Here is a 24,962-nt window from a genome sequence, read left to right as displayed (position 1 = left end):
TCTATACCCTGTTAATAAAAACCGAGCAAGCCGCTACCGACGATCAGGCTCTCACTCAGTGACTGGCCAGAAAACCAATGCACGCCATAAACATTAACATCTCGACCTGAAAAGTCTTTTGGGTGGCTGAGCTTACGATAGAGAGGAATACCCAAGAGGAGGCTCATGCCACCAACGATGTTCAAACGGCTGAAGCGCTTGTACACTCGTTGGCTTTGCAAGAAAACGGATGTCATGCAAAATACCACAATTCCCCTTGACTTCCCCGATTCCGACAAAATCATCTATAGCTCGGACAACCTTGTTGCGATCCACTGCCCCGCATCAAGTGTACGGTCAAAGCAACTGGTAGTTACATTCCACCCTCTGCAACTCACGCACACCCTACATATGCCGCGCAAAGGGCAAAGCCGTGAGACGCTCAGAGCTGCCGGGCTTGATTCGGTGCAGATAATCCCTAGAGGTAATCACTGGTATCAATATGATGATATTAGGGAAATGATTGCTGAGGTGCGCCAAATAGCTGACCATTATTCAGAAGTCTTGGCCTATGGGCAGTCCATGGGAGCATATGGCGCCATTCACACCTCGGCGCTGCTTCGCCCTTCGAAGGTTTTAGCAATATGTCCACAGTTCTCCATTGATCCAGCCCGAATAAGCTTTGACTCCGGGTTCAAGGTTTTAGCGAGAGACATCTCTTTTATACGAGACGAGATTAAACATAACGCAAGTCAGGACACTGAGTTCGTTATCGCTTACGACCCGCTTTTCCCCATTGACGGAAATCATTACCTTGAATATGAAAAGCATTTGAAAAATCTTTACAGACTGCGAATGCCTTTTTGTGGCCATGGTGTAAGCGAGGCGCTTAAAGACGCCACCATGATCCCCTCTTACCTTCTAAGGCTTATCACCAAAGGCAAGGACGAAATCACTGCAACACGGCAAGAGTTCCGACGCCACAGAAATAATATAAAGATTTACCAAGAGTCAATGAGGCTGGCCTTAGCCAAGTGGCATATTAAAAATAAAAACATCGAATTAGCCAGTATGAATGCTCTCAAGCTTTACGGATCAACAAAGCGATTCTCATCGATACAGCTTTTTTGCGAAGTCGCGGAAAAACTGGGAACCCCGCAGCGCGCTGCGTCCAGGTGGTTTTTCGCCTTGGCGAATTTTGACAAGGAAATTCCCCCCCTTGCCTATGTCCGAGCGGTTAGATACTCATGCTTGAGTGGGCACCACGACATCGCGCATGAAACCTGTTTAGCTGCCCTGAGAAAGCACCCAAATGATTTCGGTCTCATGAGGGAATACATAGATATCCTTATCCACGAATCAAAACTTGAGGAAGCCAAAGCGGTAGCCGTTGAAATGAGAAAAAATCACGGTTCCAGAGCAGATGACGTAATAAGAAATCGAAAATCTGCTTTCGATTTGACTGTCTAAGCGCGTCCAGGACACGCATTGGCGCGATGCAGATGTTGTGATCCTGTAGGCCTTGCGCCCAAGTGGCTGGATAGCCGATCTACAGATGGAGTCTGGCAGTGTTGTGCACTGCCAGAAAATTGATGGATCCCTTCACCACTCAGTGGTTATAAGCCCGCTCGTTATGCTCCGCCAGGTCCAGCCCCATCTCTTCCACCGAATCATGCGCACGCAAGCCCACCAGCGCATTGACCAGCTTGAGAATCGCCCAGCTCACCACGAAGCAATACACGATGGTCAGCGCCACGCCTTTGAACTGCGCGATCACCTGATCGAGCATGTTCACATCCGGCACCAGGCCGCCCAGTGACGGCACGCAGAACACGCCGGTCAGCAGCGCGCCAATGATGCCGCCCACGCCATGCAGGCCGAAGACGTCGAGGCTGTCGTCGTAGCCCAGGCGTTTTTTCAGCACGGTCACGGCCAGGTAGCAGCCCACGCCGCACAGCAGACCGATCACCAGGGCACCGCCGACACCGACATAGGCGCAAGCCGGCGTGATACCGACCAGCCCCGCCAGGGCGCCGCTTGCCAGACCCAAGGCACTGGGCTTGCCGACTTTCAGCCATTCGACGAGCATCCAGCCCAGAATGCCGGCGCAGGCGCCGACCTGGGTGTTGATCATGACCATGCCGCTCAAGCCGCTGAGACCGCCGCCGGAACCGATATTGAAGCCGAACCAGCCGACCCAGAGCATCGCCGCGCCGACCATGGTCAGGCTCAGGTTATGCGCCGGCATCGGCGTGTTCTGGTAGCCCTTGCGTTTGCCCAGCACCATGCACGCGGCCAGTGCCGCCACGCCTGCGTTGATGTGCACGGCGGTGCCGCCGGCAAAATCCAGCACGCCCCAGTTGTGCATCAAGGCCCCTGCCCCGCCCCAGACCATGTGCGCCACCGGTGCATAGACCAGCGTGAACCAGAGGGCCATGAACAGCAGTGCGGCAGAGAATTTCATGCGCTCGGCAAATGCGCCGGCAATCAGCGCCGGGGTGATGATGGCGAAGGTCATCTGGAAGGTGACGAACACCCCTTCCGGAATCTCGCCCACCAGGCTGTCGGGGGTCATGCCGGACAGAAAGGCCCGGTTCAGGCCGCCGACGAAGCTGTTGAAGGTGACTTCGCCTTCGACCATGTTGCTGCTGTCGAGCACCAGGCTGTAGCCGTACACCACCCACAGCACACCGACCACGCCGGCGATGCCGAAGCATTGGGTGAACAACGACAGCATGTTCTTGGCCCGCACCAGACCGCCATAAAACAGCGCCAGCCCCGGCAGGCACATGAATAGCACCAGCACAGCGGCGGTGACCATCCAGGCGGTGCTGCCGGTATTGAGCGTCGGGGTTTCGGCCGCATGGGCCAGGGGAATGAAGGCGCTGAGCGCCAGTAACGCCAGAAGGGATTTGCCAGGTAGACGGTTAACCATATTCGAAGCTCCTGCTATGAATGGTAAATGTCTGGCAGAGAAGCAATGTTGTTATAAAGCCGGGCCATACCTGGCCTCTCGAAATGAAATACAAAACCCTGTAGGAGTCCGCTTGCCAGCGACTGAGTGCGAAGCACTCACAAAAATTGATGAAACGCTGAAATTTTACGACTGCTAACGCAGCCGGTCGCGGGCAAGCGCGCTCCTACCGGTATTACCAAATCACATTAATACTGCGAACCCGGAATCCAGTTGGTGCCTGCCAACGGCACTCGGGCCATCGCGGCCGATTCCACGGTCAGTGCCACCAGGTCCTCGGGGTCGAGGTTATGCAGGTGCGACTTGCCGCAAGCACGGGCCATGGTCTGGGCTTCCAGCACCAGTACACGCAAATAGTTTGCCAGGCGGCGCCCGCCTTCGACCGGGTCGAGGCGTTTCGACAGTTCCGGGTCCTGGGTGGTAATACCCGCCGGGTCACGGCCGTTCTGCCAGTCGTCATAGAAACCGGCTGCCGAACCGATCTTTTTCAGCTCTTCATCCAGGCGCGGGTGGTTGTCGCCCAGTGCGATCAGCGCCGCTGTGCCGATGGCCACCGCGTCGGCGCCCAGGGCCATGGCCTTGGCCACGTCTGCACCATTACGGATCCCGCCGGAGACGATCAACTGCACTTTGCGGTGCATGCCCATCTCTTGCAGTGCCTGAACCGCTTGCGGGATGGCTGGCAGAATCGGGATGCCGACGTGTTCGATGAACACTTCCTGAGTGGCCGCCGTGCCGCCCTGCATGCCGTCGAGCACGATCACGTCGGCGCCGGCTTTGACCGCCAGTTTCACATCGTAGTAAGGACGGCTGGCGCCGATCTTCACGTAGATAGGTTTTTCCCAGTCGGTGATCTCACGGATCTCGGCGATCTTGATCGCCAAGTCGTCGGGGCCGGTCCAGTCCGGGTGACGGCAGGCCGAACGCTGGTCGACGCCGATCGGCAAGGTGCGCATGCCGGCCACGCGCTCGGTGACTTTCATGCCCAGCAGCATGCCGCCGCCGCCCGGCTTGGCGCCCTGGCCGAGGACGATTTCAATGGCATCGGCCTTGCGCAAGTCGTCCGGGTTCATGCCGTAGCGCGACGGCAGGTATTGATACACCAGATGCTGCGACTGGCCGCGCTCTTCAGGGGTCATGCCGCCGTCACCGGTGGTGGTGCTGGTGCCGGCGATGCTGGCGCCACGGCCCAGCGCTTCTTTGGCGTTGGCCGACAGCGCGCCGAAGCTCATGCCGGCGATGGTCACCGGAATCTTCAGGTACAGCGGCTTCTTGGCGAAGCGGTTGCCGAGGACCACGTCGGTGCCGCATTTCTCGCGGTAGCCTTCCAGCGGGTAACGCGACACGCTGGCGCCGAGCAGCAGCAGGTCGTCGAAGTGCGGCAGCTTGCGCTTGGTGCCGCCGCCACGGATGTCATAGATACCGGTTTCGGCCGCGCGCTGGATTTCCTGGATGGTCAGGCGATCGAAGGTGGCCGATTCGCGCAGTACGGGAGGTTGCTTGTCTGTCATGGTAAAGCTCCTGAATCAGTACGCGCTGGCGTTATCGACTTTGAAGTTGTACAGCTGACGGGCCGAGCCGTAGCGTTTGAAATCGGCGGCGTTCTCTTTGAAGCCGGCGCGATTGAGCAACGCCTGCAACTCTTCAATGTGTTCGGCGCGCATCTCTTTTTCGATGCAGTCCGACCCCAGCGACTCGACGCTGCCTTTGACGAAGATCTTGGTTTCGTACAGCGAGTCGCCCAGTGCATCGCCGGCATCGCCGCAAACGACTAAACGCCCGGCCTGGCCCATGAAGCAGCTCATGTGGCCGATGCTGCCACCGACCACGATGTCGATGCCTTTCATCGAGATGCCGCACCGTGCGCCGGCATCGCCTTCGATGACCAGCAGGCCACCATGGGCGGTCGCGCCGGCGGCCTGAGAGGCGCTGCCCTTGACGCGCACATAGCCGCTCATCATGTTTTCGGCGCAGCCCACGCCGACGTTGCCGTGTACGGTGATCGAGGCTTTCTGGTTCATGCCGGCGCAGTAGTAGCCCGCATGCCCCTGAATATCGATGGACACCGCTTCGTTGACGCCGACGGCCAGGTTATGCGCGCCATTGGCGTGGGTAACCACCCACTCGCGGTCCTGAACATTGTTGACCTGGTCGTGCAGCGCCTGGTTGAGGTCACGCACGGTTGCTACGGATAGATCGATGGTTTTCATGCTGCGTGCTCCTTAGGCCGACTCGCGTTCCCAGATGTACATGGTGGCGGGAACGGGTTCCCAGACTTTGGCCTTCTCGATGCCCGGCAGGCTCGACAGCGCCTGATACTCCGAGGCCATGGCGACGTAGTCGTCGGTCTCGGCGAGGATCGCCGGCTTGCAGGCAATCGGGTCGCGGATCACCGCAAAGCCGTTACGGGTGCCGATGGCGAAGGTAAAGAAGCCGTCCAGGGCTTCCAGCGAGTTGTCCAGCGCCTGCTTCAGGGAATCGCCCTGCTGCAGGCGCCAGGCCAGGTAACCGGCGGCGACTTCAGTGTCGTTCTCGGTTTCGAAATTGATGCCTTCGCGGCGCAGTTCCTGACGCAGGCGGAAGTGGTTCGACAACGAGCCGTTGTGCACCAGGCACAGGTCGGCGCCGGTGGAGAACGGGTGGCTGCCTTCCATGGTCACCGCGCTTTCAGTGGCCATGCGGGTGTGGCCGATGATGTGGCTGCCCTTCATCGAGGCCAGGCCGAAACGCTCGGAGATTTCTTTAGGCAAGCCCATGCCCTTGAGGATTTCGATGCTCTGGCCGGCGCTCATGATGCGCACCGTTGGCGCCAGCTCCGTGAGGGCTGCACGTACCGGGGCTTCTTCGGCCTTGATTTTCAGCACGATGGCACTGGCGTTCTGGAACCAGTCCAGCTCGGCCTCGATCTTGTCTTGCAGTGCGCCGATCAGCGCCTTGAAGTCATAGCCTTCGGTGGTGGCCTGCAGGGTCAGCTTGACCCAGCCATCAGCCACTTCATCACCATAAATGGCAAAGCCTGCGCTGTCCGGACCGCGGTCGGTCATGGCTTCGAGCATCGGCTCGAACAGCTTGCCCAGCTGAGACTCCAGCGCCGGGTTCTTCAGATACAAACCAACAATTCCACACATGAAGGCAGTCCTCACTTTGTTCGGCAGTGGCAAGCTTCAAGCTGCAAGCTGACCGTGTTGATAAAAAACCTGTGTTCGCCACAACCTGCTGTTACTTGCAGCTTGCGGCTTGGGAGTTCAGAAGAACTCCGTATAACGCTTGATTTCCCAATCCGAGACATGGCGGCTGTACTCGACCCATTCCATGCGCTTGAGCTTGATGAATTCGCCGACGATTTCCGGGCCCAGGACCTCGCTGAACAGCGGGTCGGCTTCCAGTGCGTCGCAGGCTTCCTTGAGCGATTGCGGCAGGGTCTTGATGCCGCGTGCGGCGATCTCTTCCAGGCTCAGCTTGTAGAGGTTCTCGTTGCAGACCTGGTCGATCTGCAACTGGCGGTCGATGCCGTCAAGGCCTGCAGCGATGATTGCGGCGCTGACCAGGTACGGGTTGCAACCGGCGTCCGGCAGACGAAATTCCAGGCGACCGTACGGCACGCGGACCATCGCCGAGCGGTTGTTGGCGCCGAAGGCGATAAACGCCGGCGCCCAGGTGGCGCCGGACAGCGAGTTGCCGACCACCAGGCGCTTGTAGGAGTTGACGGTCGGCGCGGCGAAGGCGCACAGCGCAGGGCCGTGGGCCAACAGGCCGGCGGCGAAGTGGTAGGCCATTTTCGACAGGCCCATGCCGCTCGGGTCGCTGGCGTCATGGAACAGGTTCTTGTTGGTCGCGCTGCTGATCGACAGGTGAAAGTGCATGCCGTTGCCGGCGCGCTTTGGATCAGGCTTGGGCATGAACGAGCAGATCATGCCCATGTCGTTGGCGATTTCGCCGGCGGCCATGCGGAAGAAGGTAAAGCGGTCGGCCGACTCCATGGCGTCGCTGTAGGTGTAGTTGATCTCGAACTGGCCGTTGGCGTCTTCGTGGTCGATCTGGTAAATGTCGAAACCCACCGGTTGCAGGGCTTCGGTCAGGCGCTCCAGGAACTCGCGGGACCGCGACAGGCCCTTGTAGTCGTAGCAAGGCTTGTCGAGGCTGTCGCTGGCATCGACCAGTTGCAGGCTGCCGGCGGCATCGCGCTTGAACAGGCTGAACTCAGGCTCCAGACCGGTGTTCAGGGTCCAGCCGCGCTGGCTGAGGCGCTCGACCTGCTGTTGCAGCACAAAGCGGCTGTCGTAAGGCCATGGCTTGCCGTCGACGTGACCGATGCACACCACCCGGCCATAACCTGGCTGCCACGGCACCGGAATCAACGAAGCCAGGTCGCCCTTGGCCATGAAGTCCGGGCCATGCGGTTCCATGCCCATGCCGCAGATGGCGAAACCGGCAAAGCCGGCGCCCGCCTCGGCAACCATTTCCAGGCCGTTGACCGGCACCGATTTGGTCTTGGACGAGCCGTGGATGTCCACGAACTGAGCCAGCACATACTTGATGCCGTGCTCCTGGATCAGACGCTGCGTTTCGGGTGGCAACATGAGGCGGGACTCCTGGGTCGAAAGCAAAGTGGAGAGTTGAAAACCGTGGTTTCACTGTCTGGAAAAGCACTTATTCCAATCAGGAAACTTACTTTCACTACAGGAATGCAAGGCGCTTGCCAGTTTTGCCAGGACGGCGCGAAATTCGCTTGAACGAGGTTTTTCGTCTGTATATATGGGAAACTCTTTTTCCCACTGCGAATAATCCATCCGCCCATGACCGAGGCGAATGAATAAGTGCACTTTCCCAGTGCGAAATAAAAATTATTGAACGGAAACCGTGCAGACCTTATGAGCCATGAAGACCCACCCAAGCTCAAGCTTGAGCAGTACCTGGGTATCCAGATCAAGCGCCAGCGCCAGGCGCAGGAACTCAAGCTCGCCGATGTGGCGCGCATTGCCGGCATCAGCCAGGGCATGTTGAGCAAGATCGAGAACGCCCAGGTGTCGACCAGCCTCGACAACCTCAGCCGTCTGTGCGACGTGCTGGGCATGCCGATGTCCAAGCTGTTCAGCCAGTACGACCAGCAAGGCAGCAGCGCGCTGCTGGTCAAGGCCGATGAGGGGCTGGAAGTGGTGCGCCGGGGCACCGAGAAGGGCCACACCTATCACCTGCTCAACCATACACGCGGGCCGAAGAAGAGTTTCGAGGCCTACATGGTGAGCATGGACGACGCCAGCGAGGAGTTTCCGACCTTCTCGCACCCTGGCACCGAGTTCCTGCATTTGCTTGAGGGGGAGTTGATCTACCGCCACGGCAATCAGCTGTACCGCATGCAGGCCGGCGACAGCCTGACCTTCGACGGTGATATTCCGCATGGGCCAGAGCAACTGGTGCAGGTGCCGATTCGCTTGTTGTCGATCATGAACTACGGCGAATCCTGAAAAGCCTGCGCCACCGGGCAGCCTTGCCGCCCCGTGGCGCAGCTTCTTCGAGGCGACTCAGCCCTTGCGTTGCAGGGTGTGATAACCCAGGGCTTCGCGGGCTTGCTTGAGGGTCTTGCCTTCGCTGATCAGCGCGCGGATGTCGGCTTCGACCGCTTCGATCTGCCGAGCGGTTTCGGCCACTTCACGGGCGCGACCGCGTGGCACCACCACCACGCCATTGGCGTCGGCAATCACGATGTCACGCGGGCACACCCGCGCCTCGCCGATCGACACCGGCTGGTTGACCGCCTCCACTTGCACCCGGTCCTTGCCGGTGCGCATGAAACGCCCCTTGGTGAACAGCGGATAGCCATCGCCCAGCGCCTTGTTGACATCGCGGCAGACGCCGTCGATCACCGTGGCGGCAATGTTCCGGGCGCCGGCGTACTGGGTCATGATGTCGCCCCACACGGTGCAATCGGTGCGGCCATCGTTGTCGATGACCACCACATCGCCTTCGGCGACGTCTTCGATAAAGTCGCCGACGGTGCCCGGTGGCGTACTGGCGCTGACATAGCGGACCGTGAACGCCGGGCCCACGATGACCTGCTTGTAGTTGTCCAGCGGCATCACCCCGAAGCAGTGCCCCGGCAGGCCGAGTTTATCCATGGCGTCGGAAACACCCGGCGTATCGAGCCCGGCAAACAGGGCGGTCAGTTCTTGGTCTTCGGGGTGCATATCAGGCTCCTGCAACGGCAGTGGTTTTCGGGGGAATGGGTTCGGCAATGGTCAGCAGCAACACGAAACTGATGAACGAGCCGATGGCCAGGTAGGAGAACACGTAGTTCCAGCCATAGCTGTCCAGCAACAGGCCGGTCAGGAAAGGCGTTGCCGCCGCGCCCAACTGCCCGATCATGTTGACGATGGCGTTGGCCACCGGAAAGGTGGTCTTGCTGGCCAGCGCCATCGGGTAGGTCATGTAGGAAGAAAAGCCCAGGCTCAGGACGACACCGGTGAGCATCAGCAGCAACCCGTACGCCAGCGGCTCGGCCGGCGAATTGATCAGCAGGTACATCATCAGCGAGGTGCCGAGTGCCGACAGCAGCATGCCGGGCTTGCGCCGCCCGCCCAACAGGCGGTCCGAGCAATAGCCGCCGAACAGGTTACCCAGCACGGCGCCGACCCAGGGCGCAGCCGACACCAGGCCCATGTTCATCACGGAAAAGCCCTTGACGGTCATCAGGTAAGTCGGAATCCAGGCCAGCAGCACGCTCGACACACCCAGCTGGAAACAGTAGCTGGTGGCGCAGCCCCAGATATTCCACGAGCGAAACACCTGACGCTTGGTTTCCAGCGGCGTTTCTTCACGGCGGCGAATGAACACATCGAGCTTTTTCAGCCATGCGCCGTCAGCTTTGACAGTCGGTGCGACGTTTGCCTGGCCGCTGGTTTCAGCCGGGGTTTTATCGGCGATATAGTCCAGCTCGGCCTGATTGACGAAGCGGCTTTTCGACGGGTGATCGGCGACCAGAAAGTACCAGACGATCGACAGCAGGATGCCGGGGATGGCAAAGAAGTAAAACACCTCGCGCCAGCCCCACACCGAGATGATCACCGCACACAACGGCGGCACGATCACCGGACCAAACTTGACCGCCGAGAGGAAAATGCCCGAGGCAATGCCCTTCTCCCGCGTCGGAAACCAGTTGTTGATGGTGGTGGTCATGCTGATCGGCAGCGGCCCTTCAGCCAGGCCCAGGCCAAAGCGGTAGATCTTCAGCGCCAGCAACGAGCTCGCCGTGCCGACCAGCCCGGTCAGCACCGAAGTCATTATCATCGCGGTGGGCAGGACCTTGCTCACACCCAGGCGGGTGAACACCAGGCCTGCGGGAATCTGTGCCAGGGCATACGCCAGCAGGAACAGGCTCATCAAGCCGCCCGCTTCGGCGTTGGTCATCTCGAACTCTTTGCGGATAAAGGGCAGCGCGACACCCAGGTTAGCCCGGTCGGCGGCGGCGATGGTGTAGATCGAGAAGATCAGCCCGGCCACGACCCAGCGATAAGCACTTCGTGGAGAGGCACGGCGTGTTTTAGTCGCCGCCGAGACCTGCGGGGCGGCCTTGGTGTGTTCAACGGTTGGCATGGGGATACCCTTATTTTTGTAATTCGCCGGGTAATCTAGGGCCAACAATGCCTCAAAAAAAGCGACAAATACTCACCCCATTCCATCACTTTTGGTGAACAATTGCGCCTTCAGATCAGTATCGACCCAGCCAGCGCGTTGAACGTACGGGGTATGCAGTGATTACGTTGAAGCAACTTGAGGCCATCTACTGGATCGTGGAACTGGGCAGTTTCGAGGCCGCATCGGCAAAGCTGAACATGTCACAGTCGGCCATTTCCAAACGGGTGCAGGAGCTTGAAGAAGCCTTCGGCGTCTCGATCTTCGACCGCTCCAGACGCAGTGCGCGCCTGACCCACAAAGGTTTCGAGCTGTACGAATGCGCGGTCGAGATGCTGCGTCAGCGTGACGATCTACTCGAGCGCATCAGCTCGAAAGACACCCTGGTCAGGCGCTTTCGGCTCGGAGTGACCGAACTGACGGCCCTGACCTGGTTGCCGGCGCTGGTCGAGCAGATTCGTCAGACGTACCCCAAGGTCACGCTGGAACCCTCCATCGAGCTGAGCACCGACCTGTTGCGCAAGCTGGAGAACGACCAACTCGACCTGATCATCGTCCCCGACATCTTTCGCGACAGCCGTTTCGTCACCACGCCGCTCAAGGAGGTCGAGAACGCATGGATGTGCGCGCCTTCGCTGCACGAGGGCGATGAGCCCATCGATCTGCAGAAACTGGCCTCGTTCACCGTGCTCACCCAGGGCGGCAGCTCGGGCACCGGGCTGATCTACGAGCGCTGGCTGGCCGAGCACGATGTGCGCTTGAACACCGCCCTGACCAGCCACTACCTGGTCGCCCAGGTGGGGCTGACCATTGCCGGCGTGGGCATCAGTTATTTGCCCAGGCAATGCCTGAGTCCGGTGATCGACCAGGGCCGGCTCAAGGTGCTGAACACGCAAATGCCGTTGCCACGCATCGGCTATGCCGCGGTACACCGGGTCGACCGCTTGCAAGGCCTGAGCGTCGAGGTGTCGCGCCTGGCGCAACACTGCTGCGATTTCAGCCGGCTGATTCTGGAATGCTGAGAGCACCGCAAAGCATTACTTAAATCGATGATTAATCATCCATAAATATCGCTAAAAGTAGCGGCGTTACTTGCCTACCATCGATGCCCATCCCCACGGGGTTCACATCATTCTGGAGGTTGTCATGCCGTTACCCGGGTCTCGTATTTTTCCATCCCCTGCCCTTGCGCCCGCACAGTTGATCGAAGCGTTCGCTTCGGTGGTCACGCCGCACATCAGCGACAACCTGGGCCGGCACATCGGCGCACGCGGCCTGACCCGCTACAACCGCAGCGGCAAGCTGGTCGGCACGGCGCTGACCGTCAAGACCCGTCCGGGCGACAACCTTTACATCTACAAGGCGCTGACCCTGCTCGAACCCGGCCATGTGCTGGTGATCGATGCCCAGGGCGATACCAACAATGCCGTCATCGGCGAACTGATCAAGCTGTACGCCGAGCAGCGCGGCTGCGTCGGCTTTATCGTCGACGGCGCGATTCGCGATGTCGCCAGCTTCGAGAACAGCCCGTGCTATGCGCGCAGCGTCGTGCATTGCGGCCCGTACAAGACCGGGCCCGGTGAAATCAACGTCCCGGTGTCGGTCGGCGGCATGATCGTCAATCCCGGCGATATCGTGGTCGGCGATGAAGACGGTTTCGTCGCGTTTGCCCAGGACATTGCCGAGCAGGTGCTGGCAAAGGCCCGCGAGCACGAAGCCCATGAAGAACAGGTCAAGGCCGAGATCGCCACCGGGGCGATCGATCAATCGTGGCTGGAAAAAGTGCTGGAAAAAGCCGGGCTGGCCAACTGAATCACGCGCGTGCGCAGCCTGCTCGAATCCCCGCAGCGCCGTGATCTTCACGGCGCTCGATCGCGCGTGCCTGCCCGTTTTAACCACCCATAAAATATCGGCATAACTGATAGTGGATGCCTGCAATGTCTGCCTCATCGGGCATCTGTTAGCGTCAATTGGCATCGTCCCAATAAAAACAACAGGGCACCGCCATGAACAATCGTCACGACGCTCCACCCGCCGCGTTCACGAAAAAAGAGCGCAAGACCGCCATCCTCGGGGTGTGCTCGGGTAATTTGGTCGAGTGGTACGACTTCTTTATCTACGCCTACACCGCCATCTATTTTGCTTCGCTGTTTTTCCCCTCGGGCGACCAGACCAGCCAGCTGCTGGCCACCGCCGGGATCTTCGCCGTGGGCTTTTTCATGCGCCCGCTGGGCGGTTGGGTGTTTGGCTACATTGCCGACACCCGTGGCCGCAAAGTCTCGATGATCATCTCGGTGTTCATGATGTGCGGCGGCTCGCTGATGATCGCCGTCATGCCGACCTACAGCACCCTGGGCGTCGCCGCGCCGATCCTGCTGGTGATTGCGCGCCTGATGCAGGGCCTGTCGGTGGGCGCCGAATATGGCACCGGCGCGACCTATATCAGCGAAGTGTCCACGGCGGGCAAGCGCTCGTTCTATGGCTCGTTCCAGTACCTGACGATCATTGCCGGCCAGTTGCTGGCGTTGCTCACCGTCGCGGTGCTGCAACAGACCTTGCCTGAACAGGCCATGAAGGAATGGGGCTGGCGCGTGCCGTTCCTGATCGGCGCGCTGGGCTCGGTGGTGGTGGTCTACCTGCGCCGCACCATGCGCGAAACCGCCACCGAAGAGAGCATGAAGCGCAAGGAAGCCGGCTCGCTGAAAGCGCTGCTGCAGCACAAGAAAGCGGTGTTGCTGACCTTTACCCTGACCATCGGCTGCTCGTTGTTCTTCTACACCTTCACCGCCTACATGCAAAAGTTTCTGGTGGTGTCGGCCGGCATTCCGGCGCCGACCGTGAGCATCATCATGGCCTGCGCGCTGGTGATCTTCATGATCTGCCAGCCGCTGTTCGGGATGCTCGCGGACAAGATCGGCATCCGCAACAACATGATTATCTTCGGCCTGCTGTCGACCTTTCTGGTCGCACCGCTGCTGACCACCATCAGCACCGTGCAAACGCCGTTCATGGCCTTTGTGCTGGTCATGGCCGGGCTGCTGATTGCCGCGTTCTATACCCCGGTCACCGGTGTGCTCAAGGCCGACCTGTATCCGCCGACCGTGCGCGCCCTCGGCGTGGGCCTGCCGTATGCGGTGGGTGCGGCCATGTTCGGCGGCTCTGCCGAATACGTGGCGCTGACCTTCCGTTCAATGGGGGTCGAGCACTACTTCTACCTGTATGTCGCCGGCATCGGTTCGATCACCCTGATTTCTGCCTTCCTGATGCCGGACCTCAGAAAGCACGGCTATCTGGACGGCGATGGCCAAGTCGAAAACAACATCGGTTTCAAGTCCGGCGCGCGCTCGGCCAAACCCGCGTCCATCGCCAAGAATTCACTATGACCGGTGCTGGAGACTCGCATGCGTAACCCTGCTTCTATCAATGTCTTCAGGTTCGATGTCTGGTATCACCCGGTCATGCAGGAACGCTTTGCCCAGGCCGACGGTTTTGAGCTGCACACCTGCGCGCGGCAATCGCCCGACACGGTGATTTTCGAGCAACTGCAACGGGCGGATGTCTATCAGATTCCGTCCGCCAGGGACGAGGTCGCCGAGCCGTGGAAAATAACCCGCGACCTGCTGCAAGACCTGCCCAACCTGCTGTGCGTTTCAACCAACGGCGCAGGCTACGACACCGTGGATGTGCAGGCCTGCACTGCTGCCGGCGTGCTGGTGCTGAACCAGTCCGGCGCCAATGCCCAGTCGGTGGCCGAGGCCACCATCGGCCTGATGCTCGATGTGTCGCGGCGCATCAGCGAGTCCGACCGGCGCCTGCGCACCTGGCGTGGCTACAGCCGCGAAGACCTGATGGGCGCCGAGCTGTTCGAGAAAACCCTGGGCATCGTCGGCATCGGCCACATCGGCACCCGCGTGGCCAGGATTGCCGCCGCGCTGGGGATGAACGTCATCGCCTGCGACCCTGGCCTGGCCGAAGCCGATATCAGGGCGCGTGGCGCAACGCCGGTGTCTCTCGACACCTTGCTGGCCCAGGCCGATGTGGTCTCGTTGCACTGCCCTCGATCGCCCGAAACCCAGGGCTTCATCGATCGCGAGCGCCTGCAGTCGATGCGGCCCGGCGCCCTCTTCATCAATACCGCCAGAGGCGGGCTGCACGATGAAAGCGCACTGTACGAAGCCCTTCCCAGCGGCCATCTGGGCGGCGCCGGTCTCGATGTCTGGGACCAGGAGCCGCCGCCGCTGGATCATCCGTTGCTGACGCTGGACACCGTGGTCGGCCTGTACCACACCGCAGGCGTGACGCTCGAGGCCCGTCGGCGGATGGGGGACTGGGCGGCGCAGCAGATTATCCAGACGTTTCAGGGCGGCCAGCCGCCGCGCAGGGTCAATCCGCAGGTGTGGGACAGGTTCGCCCAGCGGCTGGCGGCGCGGCGGTCAGCGTAAATCATTCACTGAATAGTTGAAAAATGACGGGGTCATCCCCGTCATGCAGGCCCCGCCATTCACCCGCGCTAAAATTTCCCACCAAGAAAAAAACTTTCCAGATTTATCTGGACGGCACGTCCTCTTTCACCTATAAAACGACCTCAAGAATATTTAATTCCCATCAGGAATTTTTATTCACCCCTGAAAAATGATTTCACCCCTGAATTTTCGCCCTGCGCTGAGCTGCCGCCACTTTCCGAGGACGTGCCATGCAACACGAAAAGAACCATTTCATCCTGAAGATAAGCTGCCCGGCGACCTCCGGCATCGTTGCGGCCGTGACCTCGTACTTGGCCGGCAACAGCTGCTACATCGGTGAAATGGCCCAATTCGATGACGAATTCAGCGGCCGGTTCTTCATGCGTGCGGTGTTCCGCTTCAACGACGGTCATCAGGGCGATATCAAGCAGCTCAAGGCCGGTTTCGCCGATGTCGCCGGCAACTTCACCATGGACTGGGAGCTGCATGACACCCGCGAGCCGATGCGCGTGCTGTTGATGGTGAGCAAGTTCGACCACTGCCTGACCGACCTCTTGTACCGCTACCACAAGGGCGAGATGGACATGAACATCACCGCCATCGTCTCCAACCACCTCGACCTGCGGCCCATGGCCGAGCGCGAGGGCATTCGCTTTATCTACCTGCCGGTGAACAAGGACAACAAGGCGGCCCAGGAAGCGGCGCTGATGCAGGTGGTCAACGACACCGGCACCGAACTCGTCGTACTGGCGCGCTACATGCAGATTCTCTCCGACGACTTGTGCAAGCAACTTTCAGGCCGCGCGATCAACATCCACCACTCGTTCCTGCCCGGCTTCAAGGGCGCCAAGCCCTATCACCAAGCCTACGAACGCGGGGTGAAACTGATCGGCGCCACCGCGCACTACGTCACCAGCGACCTGGACGAAGGCCCGATCATCGAGCAGGAAGTGCAGCGTGTGGACCACGTCTATCTGCCGGACGACCTGGTCGTCACCGGGCGCAATACCGAAACCGTGGCGTTGTCGAAGGCGGTCAAGTACCACCTGGAACACCGCGTCTTCCTTAATACCGACAGAACGGTGATCTTCCGGTGAGCACATCCCAACTGATTGATGGCAAGGCCGCAGCCGTCCGTGTGCTGCAACAGGTCAAGCAAGACGTCCTGGCCCTCGAGGCACAAGGCATCACCCCGGCGCTGGCGGTGATTCTGGTCGGTGAAGACCCGGCCAGCCAGGTCTATGTGCGCAACAAGATTTTGCGTGCCGAAGAGTGCGGCATCCGCTCGATCGAACACCGGCTGGCGGCTGACTGCGCCGAAGACCGCTTGCTGGCGCTGATCGCCGAGCTGAATGCGGACCCTTTGGTCAACGGCATTCTGTTGCAGTTGCCACTGCCCAGGCACATCGAAGAAACCCGTGCCCTGCAAGCCATCGACCCGCGCAAGGATGTCGACGGCTTTCACAGCGAGAACGTCGGTGGCCTGAGCCAGGGCCGCGAGGTGCTGGCGCCCTGCACGCCGACCGGCTGCCTGTATTTGCTGGAGCAAACCCTTGGCGATCTGAGCGGCAAGCACGCGGTGGTCATCGGCCGCTCGAACATCGTCGGCAAACCGATGGCCGCGCTGCTGCTCAAGGCGCACTGCTCGGTCACCGTGGTGCACTCGCGCAGTCGTGATGCCCAGGCGTTGTGCAAACTGGCCGATATCGTCGTCGCCGCCGTCGGCAAGCCACGCATGATCGACGCCAGCTGGCTCAAGCCGGGCGCGGTGGTCATCGATGTCGGCATCAACCGCATTCAGGACGGCGACCGCAGCCGGCTGGTCGGCGATGTCGATTTCGACAGCGCCCTGCCCCAGGTTTCCGCCATCACCCCGGTGCCCGGCGGTGTCGGGCCGATGACCATCGCCTTTCTGATGCACAACACCGTGACGGCTGCGCGTCAGCAGCTGCAATCCCACGCTCAGCCCCTTAACAGCCAGCCGGAGGCCGCATGCCTTTCAGTCTATTGAAATACGGGCTCAGCTCGGAATACCCGGTCGAGGTCGACCTGCCGGCGCCCAAGGAACTCAAGTCCAGCTACGACGTGGTGATCATCGGCGGCGGCGGCCATGGCCTGGCCACGGCGTATTACCTGTCCAGATACCACGGCATCACTAACATTGCGGTGCTGGAAAAAGGCTATCTGGGCGGCGGTAACACCGCGCGCAACACGGCGGTGATCCGCTCCAACTACTTAACCAGCGAAGGCGTGCGCTTCTACGCCGAATCGGTGCGGATGTTCGAAGGCCTGTCCAACGAATTCGACTTCAACATCATGTACTCGCATCGCGGCCAGCTGACCCTGGCGCACACCGACGCCACGGTGCGCTCGTTCCGTCAGCGCGCCGAGGTCAACAAGCACTTTGGCGGGCGTACCGAGATGATCGACCGCCAGCAGATTCGCGAGCTGGTGCCGAGCCTCAACCTTGATCCCGGTCATTTGCCGGTGATCGCCGGCCTGTGGCACATCGACGGCGCGACTGCACGGCACGACGCCGTGGCCTGGGGCTACGCCAAGCAGGCGGCCAAGCGCGGCGTGGAAATTCACCAGCTCACCGAAGTGCAGGAACTGGTCATCGAGAACGGCACCATCACGGCGGTGAAAACCAATCGCGGCACCATCAAGTGCGGTTGCGCGGTGCAGGCGGTGGCGGGCATGAGTTCGCAGATGATGAAAAAGGCCGGCATCCGCTCGCCGATCCAGACCTTCCCGTTGCAGGCGATGGTCACCCAGCCGTTCAAGCCGTTTCTCGACCCGCTGGTGAGTTCGTCGGCGCTGCACTGCTATGTGCAGCAGACCAGCCGTGGCGAAGTGGTGTTCGGCGGCGGCTCCGATCCGTACCCGCTGTTCAACACCCGCTCCACGCTGGACCTGAAAGAAAGCCTGCTGGCCCATGCCATCGAGATGTTCCCGTTTCTGGCCAACGCCAAGTTGATGCGCCAGTGGGCCGGCATCACCGACATGACCCCGGACTACAGCCCGATCATGGGTCTGTCGCCGGTGAAAAATTACTACCTCGACGCCGGCTGGGGCACTTGGGGCTTCAAGGCCACGCCGATCTGCGGCAAGACCATGGCCGAGCTGGTCGCCAGCGGCGGCAAGGTGCCTGACCTGATCAAGCCGTTTGGCCTGGAACGCTTCTCGACCTTCCAGCAAGTCAACGAAATGGGCGCCACAGCGGCCAGCCACTAACGGAGAGCGACAGATGAAAGTCATGACATGCCCGCTCAACGGGCCGCGCAATATCAGCGAGTTCACCTACGGTGGCGAGTTCAAGGTCATGCCCGACCCGCAGACCTGCAGCGACGCCGAGTGGGCCGACTACGTGTTCAACAGCGAAGACACCCTGGGCGTGGTGCGCGAATGGTGGATGCATAACCCGTCCAGCTACTGGTTTCTGGCCGAACGCCACACCGGCAGCGATGAAATCATCCGCACCTTCGACCCCCGCGAGCTGTTCAACAGCCGGGTCGACTTCAGCACCGCCGGCCCCAAACCCACTCAGGAGATCGCAGGATGAGTACCGCCAACCGCCTGCCCGCCCCCATGGGCCTGCTGATCGAGCGTGATAAAACGCTGAGCTTCAGCTTCGACGGCAAGACCTATCAGGGCCTGCAAGGCGACACCATCGCCAGCGCCCTGCTCGCCAACGGCCGCTATCTGCTGTCGCGTTCGTTCAAGTACCACCGCCCGCGCGGCCCGCTGAGCATGGCAGGCCAGGACGCCAACACGCTGGTGCAACTGCCGCGCGAACCCAACGTGCTGGCCGACACCTTTGCCTTGCAGCACAACCTGCAAGTGAGCGGGCAGAACTTCAACGGCTCGCTGGACAACGACAAGGACGCCCTGCTCGGCAAGTTCTCCAAGTTCATGCCGGTGGGCTTCTATTACCGCTCCTTCTACAAGCCCAAGGGCATGTGGAAAGTCTGGGAGCCGGTGATCCGCAAAAAGGCCGGCCTTGGCGTGCTGGACCTGACCTTCCAGCCCGAGTACTACGACAAGGCTTACCTGTTCACCGATCTGGCCGTGATCGGCGCCGGTCCCGCCGGCCTGCAAGCGGCGCTGACCGCCGCCAATGCTGGCGCCAAGGTGCTGCTGATCGAGCAACAGCCGATTCTTGGCGGCTCGCTGACCTACGCGCGCTTCGACCTGCATGGCCAGCGCGCCGAGCAACTGCGTCGTGAACTGGTGTCGGCGGTGGAAAGCCACGCCAATATCCAGGTGCTCAAGCAGGCGACCTGCAACGCCTGGTTCACCGACAACTACCTGCCGGTGATTCAGGGCAAGCGCATGTACAAGGTGCGCGCCAGCCAGTGCCTGGTGTGCAGCGGCGCGTTCGACCAGCCGGTGATCTTCCGCAACAACGACCTGCCCGGCGTCATGCTGACCAGCGCCGCCCAGCGCTTGATGAAGCTGTATGCGGTCAAGCCCGGCCAGCGCGCCGTGGTGCTCACCGGCAATGACGACGGCTATCTGGCCGCCCTGGACCTGCACGATCAGGGCGTACAGGTGGTGGCGCTGGCCGACATGCGCACCCAGCCTTCGGACCGCGCCTTGCTGGTCGAGCTGGAAAAGCGCGGCATCACCTGCCACGCCAGCACCACCGTCTATGAGGCGCTGCACGAAAAAGGCATGCGCCACGTCAGCGGCGCCGACCTGCGCAAGATCACCGGCCAGGGCCAGGTGGCCAGTAGCGGCTTTACCGTCGATTGCGACCTGCTGTGCATGTCCGGCGGCTACATGCCGGCCTATCAGTTGCTGTGCCAGGCTGGCGGCAAGCTGGCCTACAACGACCAGAACGCCGCGTTCACCCTCAGCGGCCTGCCGGCCAACCTGCGCATTGCCGGTTCCGTGCACGGTTATTACGCGCTGGACAACGTGCTGGCGGATGCGATTCATGCCAGCGCCGAGATCGTCGCCAGCCTCGGTCTGGAGCTGACCGCCAAGCCGTTGCCGTTGAGCGGCGAGGCGCCGGTCAACTTCCCGTGGCCGATCTTCCCGCACCCCAAGGGCAAGGATTTCGTCGACTTCGACGAAGACCTGCAAGTGCAGGACATCATCAACGCCACGCGCATCGGTTACCGCGACGTGCAACTGGTCAAGCGCTACTCCACGGTCGGCATGGGCCCGTCGCAAGGCCGCCACTCGGCGTTGCCGACCGCACGCCTGGTCGCCGCCTCGACCCAGCGCAGCGTCAGTGAAACCGGCGTCACCACCGCGCGGCCGCCCTTCGAGGCCGAGAAACTGGCTCACGTTGCCGGTCGTGCGTTCGACCCTTACCGGCAAACGCCGATGCACAGCCGCCACGTGCAGGCGGGCGCGAAAATGATGCCTGCCGGCATCTGGCAGCGCCCGGCCTACTACGGCAAGCCCTCGCAGCGCGATGCCTGCATGCAGGCCGAGGCCCACCATGTGCGCAACAAGGTCGGCATCATCGATGTCTCGACCCTGGGTGGCCTGGATGTGCGCGGCCCGGACGCTGCCGAACTGCTCAACCGCATGTACACCTTCGCCTTTCTCAAGCAGCCGGTGGGTCGCTCGCGCTATGCGCTGATGACCAACGAACACGGCGTGGTGATCGACGACGGCGTGTGCGCCCGCTTTGCCGAAAACCATTTTTACGTGACCGCGACCACCAGCGGCGTCGATCGCATCTACCAGCAAATGCTCAAGTGGAACGCGCAGTGGCGCCTGAACGTCGATATCGCCAACGTCACCGCGGCCATTTCAGCGGTCAACCTGGCCGGTCCCGACTCGCGCAAGGTGCTGGAAAAGGTCTGCACCGACCTCGACCTGTCGGCTGAAAGCTTCCCGTACCTGGGCGTGCGCACCGGCACCGTGGCCGGCATCAAGGCACGCTTGCTGCGGGTCGGTTTCGTCGGCGAGCTGGGCTACGAGATCCATGTGCCGGCGCGTTATGCCGTGCAGCTGTGGGATGCGCTGGTCGAGGCCGGCAAGGATTTCGACATCAAGCCGTTCGGCGTCGAAACCCAGCGCTTGCTGCGCCTGGAAAAAGGCCATGTGATCATCAGCCAGGACACCGACGGCATGACCCATCCGGTCGAAATCGACATGGGCTGGGCAGTCAGCCGCAGCAAGCCGTTCTTCGTCGGTCGGCGCTCGGTGGACATCCTCGAAGCCCAGCCGCAAAAACGCAAACTGGTCGGCTTCACCTTGCCCAAGGCCAGCCCGCAACCGCTGGAAGGCCATCTGGTGCTGCAAGGCCCGGATATCAGCGGCAACGTCACCTCGTGCGAGTACTCGCAAACGCTGGACAAGATCATCGGCCTGGCTTACGCCGCCTTCGATCAGAGCCAGCCCGGCCAGCAGATTCCGATCCGCGTCGAAGACGGCGTGGTGGTTCAGGCCACGGTGGTGCCCTTGCCTTTCTTCGACCCTGAAAACCTGCGTCAGGAGCTTTGAACATGTCCAGCCTTGCCACTGAAAAACCTGCTGTACAGCGCCTGGTCGACGCCGGCGCGCAACCGCTGTGTACGCTTGAAGACCTGACCGATCTGGCGCGGGTCGGCTTTCGCGGCACGCAAAGCGCCGAGTACCTGCTCGGGCGCGGCTTCGAGCTGCCCCAGGCGCCGAACCGCGCCGTGACCCAGGCCGACGGCAGCCATGTCGCACGCCTGTCGCAGACCGAATACTTCATCCTCGGCAGCCGCGCGGATGAAGGCCAGCGCATCGCCGACGAAGAAGCGCGCTGGGAGCTGGATCACCTGGCCAACTACCTGCTGCCGCGTCAGGACAGCCATGCGTGGCTGCAACTGTCGGGCGTGGCCGTCAGCGAGGTCATGGCCAAACTGTGTGGCGTCGACCTGCGGCCCCAGGCCTTCGGGCCGGGTGCCGTGGCGCAGACCTCGGCGGCGCGGATCAACGTGATCGTGGTCAACGCAGGCTCTGCGCTGACGCCGTGTTTCCAGATTCTGTTTGACCGCTGCTCACGGGAGTATTTCAAGGCCGCGGTGAGTGATGCGATGGCAGAGTTCGCCTGATCCCCTGATACCCGGAGCCTTGCGCATGATCGAAACCGCGGACAAAGACACCGACTACAGCGTCCCGGCCCTGGCCCGGGGGTTGAGCGTGCTGGGCCTGTTCAATGCGCAGGTGCGCTCGCTGGGCATTCAGGAAATCGCCGAGCAACTGGGGGTCAGTACCTCGGCGATCTACCGGATTCTGTTTACCCTGACCCAGATGGGTTACCTGAACAAACGCAACACCCAATACGAACTCGGCGCGCGGGTGATCAGTGACGGCTTCAGCTATCTGGCCAGCCGCGACATTGTCGATATCGCCATGCCGCACCTGAACGAGTTGCGCGACAAGACCTCGTTGTCGTGCCACCTGAGCATTCGTGAACACACCGACAGCCTGTACCTGTACCGCGCCTTCGCGGCCCAGCGGCTGTCGGTGAATATCCCGGTCGGCACGCGCATCGCCTGCCATTGCACTGCCATGGGGCGCATGCTGCTCACCGAGCTGGACGACGCCCGTTTAGGGGCGCTGTACCAGCACATTCGTCTGGACGACTACCCGGCGCCGGCGCCGCGTACCCTGCCCGAACTGCAAGCCATGATCAGCGAAGACCGCGAACGTGGCTGGGTGCTGCACCGCTCTGACTACTCGACTGCGATTGCCACCTCGATCATGGATCACGCCGGCACGGTCACGGCGGCAATCAACCTGTCAGGCCCCGATGCCGTGATGGATTCGCAAGGCGCCCGCGAACGCTTTCAGGCGCTGTTACTGGAGTGCCGCGAACGCATCAGCCAGGAGTTGGGTTATCGGGTCAAAAATACCCAGGTTTGAATACTCGAAGCGTCGCGCATGCCCATTTTCCGGCTGCACCGGGTTCGGCACGCGGCGTGCATCAGCAGTGGCCAATTGCGATGTATAAAAAGAAGTCCGGAGCCTTAAATGAATATCAAGCAAAAGCTGACAGGGGCGTTCGCGGTCATCGCGTGCCTGCCCATTGTCGTTGTAGCCAGCATTGTGATCGTCAATCTGCGCAGCGAGGCCACGGAAGATTTTGTCGACAACAGCGGACGTGAAATCCGCCAGGTCGAAAACGCCATGCAGTTGTTTCTCGATGGCATCAGCCAGAACGTTGAATACCTGGCGGCCAACCCGTTGCTGGCCAATGCCGGCAACGACGTCAAAAGCTTCATGGGCGCCGACCCGACAACGACGCCGGCGTCGGAAACCGATAAACAATTGTTCGACATGTTCACCCGCCTGGCGCAGAGCCACCCTTCTTATTCCTATGTGTCCTACGGCCTGGCCAACGGCAGCTACGCAATGTGGCCCGAAGACAAGACCCTGAAAAACTACGACCCGCGCGTGCGCCCCTGGTACAAGACCGCACTGGCCAACCCCGGCAAGACCGTGCGCAGCGAGGCTTATTACTGGGCCAACGACGATGCTGTGCTGGTCAGCACCATCCGCGCGATTCCCAACTCGTTGGGCAATCCCGGTGGCGTGGTCAACATCGACGTGTCGCTCAAGCAACTGAGCAACATCGTCAAGCAGATCAAGCTGGGCGAAAGCGGCTATCTGATGCTGCTGGAAAACAACGGCAACGTGCTGGTCGACCCCAAGCAGCCAGAGCACAACTTCAAGAAACTCGGTGAGCTGGGCGGCGGCTTTGCCGAGCTGGCCAAATCGCCCAAAGGCCTGATCGAAGTCGAGCTCAACGGCGAGCGCTACATGGCCAACGTCTACCCGGCCGACAAACTGGGCTGGAGCTTCATCGGCCTGATCAAGCAGGACGAAGTCATGGCCTCGGCCAACAAGCTGACGTTGCTGATCGGCATTATCGCCGCCGTGCTGGCGCTGGTCTTTGCCTTGGTCGGCGCCAGCTTTGCCAGCCTGATCGTGCGGCCCATCAACGGTGTGTCCAGCGGCCTGGAAGGCATCGCCCAAGGCGAAGGCGACCTGACCGTGACCCTGCCGGTGCGCGGCAACGACGAAACCGCGCAACTGGCCGGCTGGTTCAACCAGTTCCTCGGTGCGATCCGTGGCCTGATCCAGCACATCGGCCAGGCCGCCTCGCGCATTCTGGACTCTTCGCAGAGCGCTACCCGAGTCTCGGGTGATATGGCCGAAGCCGCCAACCGCCAGCGCGAAGCGGTGGACATGGTTTCGACCGCGTTCCATGAAATGGTCGCCACCGCCAACGAGGTCGCCCGCTCGTGCAGCCAGGCGGCGGACTCTGCCGACACCAGCCAGCAACAGGCCCGCGCCGGGCAAAAGCAGATCGACGATGCGGTGGAAAGTGTCGACCGCCTGAGTGAAGAAATCTCGCGCTCGGCCCAGGACATGACGCAACTGGAGAAAGACAGCAACGATATCCAGTCGATCCTCAACACCATCCGTTCGATTGCCGAGCAGACCAACCTGCTGGCCCTCAACGCGGCCATCGAGGCGGCGCGGGCGGGCGAGCAAGGTCGTGGCTTTGCCGTGGTCGCCGACGAGGTGCGGGCGCTGGCCAAGCGCACTGCCGACTCCACCGCCGAGATCGACAGCTTGCTGGGCAACCTCGCCCGCCGCACCGCTTCGGTGGCGCAGCAGATGCACGCCAGCCTGGAAGTGTCGCAGCAGTCGGTGAGCAAGATCGGCCAGGCGCGCACCAGCTTCGGCCAGATCCGCGAATCGGTCGATGTGATCCGCGACATGAACACCCAGATCGCCACTGCCGCCGAAGAACAGCATCAGGTCGCCGAAGACATCAACCGTCACATCAGCCAGATTCATGGCGATGCGCAACTGGTGGTGGAACTGGCGCAATCGGCACGCACCGATTCGCAAAGCCTGGCGTCGCTGTCCAATGAGCTGGACGGCCTGGTACGCAAGTTCCGCACCTGATTTTT

Annotated in this window: 22 protein-coding genes and 1 pseudogene; 15 read left to right on the top strand and 8 right to left on the bottom strand. The window is 61.2% G+C overall.

The window, feature by feature from the left end:
* Positions 1–11: 11 nt before the first annotated feature.
* The gene (locus ACYAS9_RS27000) at positions 12–236 is read right to left on the bottom strand and encodes a hypothetical protein (RefSeq protein ID WP_463571481.1); all 225 of its coding nucleotides are present in this window, start codon (positions 234–236) and stop codon (positions 12–14) included.
* On the opposite strand from ACYAS9_RS27000, the gene ACYAS9_RS26995 reads away from it, so the two are divergent.
* Positions 235–1,449 carry an alpha/beta hydrolase gene (locus ACYAS9_RS26995; protein ID WP_463571480.1) on the top strand — a complete coding sequence of 405 codons (1,215 nt, stop codon included), beginning with the start codon at positions 235–237 and terminating at the stop codon, positions 1,447–1,449. The genes ACYAS9_RS27000 and ACYAS9_RS26995 overlap by 2 nt on opposite strands.
* Before the next feature lie 139 nt (positions 1,450–1,588).
* On the opposite strand, the gene ACYAS9_RS26990 is transcribed toward ACYAS9_RS26995, so the two are convergent.
* The 5 genes from ACYAS9_RS26990 to glnT form a co-directional block, all read right to left on the bottom strand.
* The gene (locus ACYAS9_RS26990; RefSeq protein WP_463571479.1) at positions 1,589–2,914 is read right to left on the bottom strand and encodes an ammonium transporter; all 1,326 of its coding nucleotides are present in this window, start codon (positions 2,912–2,914) and stop codon (positions 1,589–1,591) included.
* A gap of 227 nt (positions 2,915–3,141) precedes the next feature.
* Complete coding sequence (locus ACYAS9_RS26985; protein WP_459743948.1) at positions 3,142–4,464, bottom strand: FMN-binding glutamate synthase family protein; 1,323 nt, start codon at positions 4,462–4,464, stop codon at positions 3,142–3,144.
* 15 nt (positions 4,465–4,479) lie between these two features.
* Complete coding sequence (locus ACYAS9_RS26980; protein WP_463571478.1) at positions 4,480–5,163, bottom strand: GltB/FmdC/FwdC-like GXGXG domain-containing protein; 684 nt, start codon at positions 5,161–5,163, stop codon at positions 4,480–4,482.
* Positions 5,164–5,175: 12 nt separating this feature from the next.
* Entirely contained in the window at positions 5,176–6,081 is a 906-nt protein-coding gene (locus ACYAS9_RS26975; protein WP_463571477.1) for a class II glutamine amidotransferase, read from the bottom strand.
* Between the two features lie 117 nt (positions 6,082–6,198).
* Positions 6,199–7,533: a type III glutamate--ammonia ligase gene (gene glnT / locus ACYAS9_RS26970; RefSeq protein WP_463571476.1), complete on the bottom strand. Its 1,335-nt coding sequence runs from the start codon at positions 7,531–7,533 to the stop codon at positions 6,199–6,201.
* Positions 7,534–7,824: 291 nt separating this feature from the next.
* Between glnT and ACYAS9_RS26965 the strand changes: the two genes are divergently transcribed.
* Entirely contained in the window at positions 7,825–8,418 is a 594-nt protein-coding gene (locus ACYAS9_RS26965; RefSeq protein WP_459743954.1) for a helix-turn-helix domain-containing protein, read from the top strand.
* 57 nt (positions 8,419–8,475) lie between these two features.
* On the opposite strand, the gene ACYAS9_RS26960 is transcribed toward ACYAS9_RS26965, so the two are convergent.
* Both ACYAS9_RS26960 and ACYAS9_RS26955 read right to left on the bottom strand, forming a co-directional pair.
* The gene (locus tag ACYAS9_RS26960; protein ID WP_459743955.1) at positions 8,476–9,138 is read right to left on the bottom strand and encodes an RraA family protein; all 663 of its coding nucleotides are present in this window, start codon (positions 9,136–9,138) and stop codon (positions 8,476–8,478) included.
* Between the two features lies 1 nt (position 9,139).
* Complete coding sequence (locus ACYAS9_RS26955) at positions 9,140–10,543, bottom strand: MFS transporter (protein WP_463571475.1); 1,404 nt, start codon at positions 10,541–10,543, stop codon at positions 9,140–9,142.
* 158 nt (positions 10,544–10,701) lie between these two features.
* On the opposite strand from ACYAS9_RS26955, the gene ACYAS9_RS26950 reads away from it, so the two are divergent.
* The 13 genes and pseudogenes from ACYAS9_RS26950 (at position 10,702) to ACYAS9_RS26890 (ending at position 24,957) form a co-directional block, all read left to right on the top strand.
* A complete protein-coding gene (locus ACYAS9_RS26950) occupies positions 10,702–11,604 on the top strand; it encodes a LysR family transcriptional regulator (RefSeq protein WP_463571474.1) in 903 nt (300 codons plus the stop codon).
* A gap of 124 nt (positions 11,605–11,728) precedes the next feature.
* Positions 11,729–12,394, top strand: a complete 666-nt coding sequence (locus tag ACYAS9_RS26945; protein ID WP_463571473.1) for an RraA family protein — start codon at positions 11,729–11,731, stop codon at positions 12,392–12,394.
* A gap of 194 nt (positions 12,395–12,588) precedes the next feature.
* The gene (locus ACYAS9_RS26940) at positions 12,589–13,965 is read left to right on the top strand and encodes an MFS family transporter (RefSeq protein WP_463571472.1); all 1,377 of its coding nucleotides are present in this window, start codon (positions 12,589–12,591) and stop codon (positions 13,963–13,965) included.
* A gap of 18 nt (positions 13,966–13,983) precedes the next feature.
* Complete coding sequence (locus ACYAS9_RS26935; protein WP_463571471.1) at positions 13,984–15,024, top strand: hydroxyacid dehydrogenase; 1,041 nt, start codon at positions 13,984–13,986, stop codon at positions 15,022–15,024.
* A 251-nt stretch (positions 15,025–15,275) separates the two neighbouring features.
* Positions 15,276–16,142 (top strand): formyltetrahydrofolate deformylase, encoded by an 867-nt coding sequence (purU, locus tag ACYAS9_RS26930; RefSeq protein ID WP_463571470.1) that lies wholly within the window; start codon positions 15,276–15,278, stop codon positions 16,140–16,142.
* Complete coding sequence (gene folD, locus ACYAS9_RS26925) at positions 16,139–17,056, top strand: bifunctional methylenetetrahydrofolate dehydrogenase/methenyltetrahydrofolate cyclohydrolase FolD (RefSeq protein ID WP_463571469.1); 918 nt, start codon at positions 16,139–16,141, stop codon at positions 17,054–17,056. The genes purU and folD overlap by 4 nt, the downstream gene beginning before the upstream one ends.
* Positions 17,038–18,279: an FAD-dependent oxidoreductase gene (locus tag ACYAS9_RS26920; RefSeq protein ID WP_463571468.1), complete on the top strand. Its 1,242-nt coding sequence runs from the start codon at positions 17,038–17,040 to the stop codon at positions 18,277–18,279. Before folD ends, ACYAS9_RS26920 begins: the two co-directional genes overlap by 19 nt.
* 13 nt (positions 18,280–18,292) lie before the next feature.
* Complete coding sequence (locus ACYAS9_RS26915; RefSeq protein WP_463571467.1) at positions 18,293–18,607, top strand: sarcosine oxidase subunit delta; 315 nt, start codon at positions 18,293–18,295, stop codon at positions 18,605–18,607.
* On the top strand, positions 18,604–21,510 hold the full coding sequence (locus ACYAS9_RS26910; RefSeq protein WP_463571466.1) for a 2Fe-2S iron-sulfur cluster-binding protein: 2,907 nt from the start codon (positions 18,604–18,606) through the stop codon (positions 21,508–21,510). The genes ACYAS9_RS26915 and ACYAS9_RS26910 overlap by 4 nt, the downstream gene beginning before the upstream one ends.
* Before the next feature lie 2 nt (positions 21,511–21,512).
* Complete coding sequence (locus ACYAS9_RS26905; RefSeq protein WP_463571465.1) at positions 21,513–22,088, top strand: sarcosine oxidase subunit gamma; 576 nt, start codon at positions 21,513–21,515, stop codon at positions 22,086–22,088.
* Positions 22,089–22,113: 25 nt separating this feature from the next.
* Entirely contained in the window at positions 22,114–22,902 is a 789-nt protein-coding gene (locus tag ACYAS9_RS26900; RefSeq protein WP_463571464.1) for an IclR family transcriptional regulator, read from the top strand.
* A gap of 108 nt (positions 22,903–23,010) precedes the next feature.
* Positions 23,011–24,099: pseudogene (locus ACYAS9_RS26895) on the top strand (HAMP domain-containing protein); the annotation flags it as partial.
* Positions 24,100–24,189: 90 nt separating this feature from the next.
* On the top strand, positions 24,190–24,957 hold the full coding sequence (locus tag ACYAS9_RS26890) for a methyl-accepting chemotaxis protein (RefSeq protein ID WP_463571697.1): 768 nt from the start codon (positions 24,190–24,192) through the stop codon (positions 24,955–24,957).
* Positions 24,958–24,962: the final 5 nt, after the last annotated feature.

The sequence above is a fragment of the Pseudomonas sp. HP_08 genome (assembly GCF_055284095.1).
The sequence above is the reverse complement of the archived record's forward strand: the minus strand, read 5'-3'. Positions and strand labels throughout refer to the sequence as shown.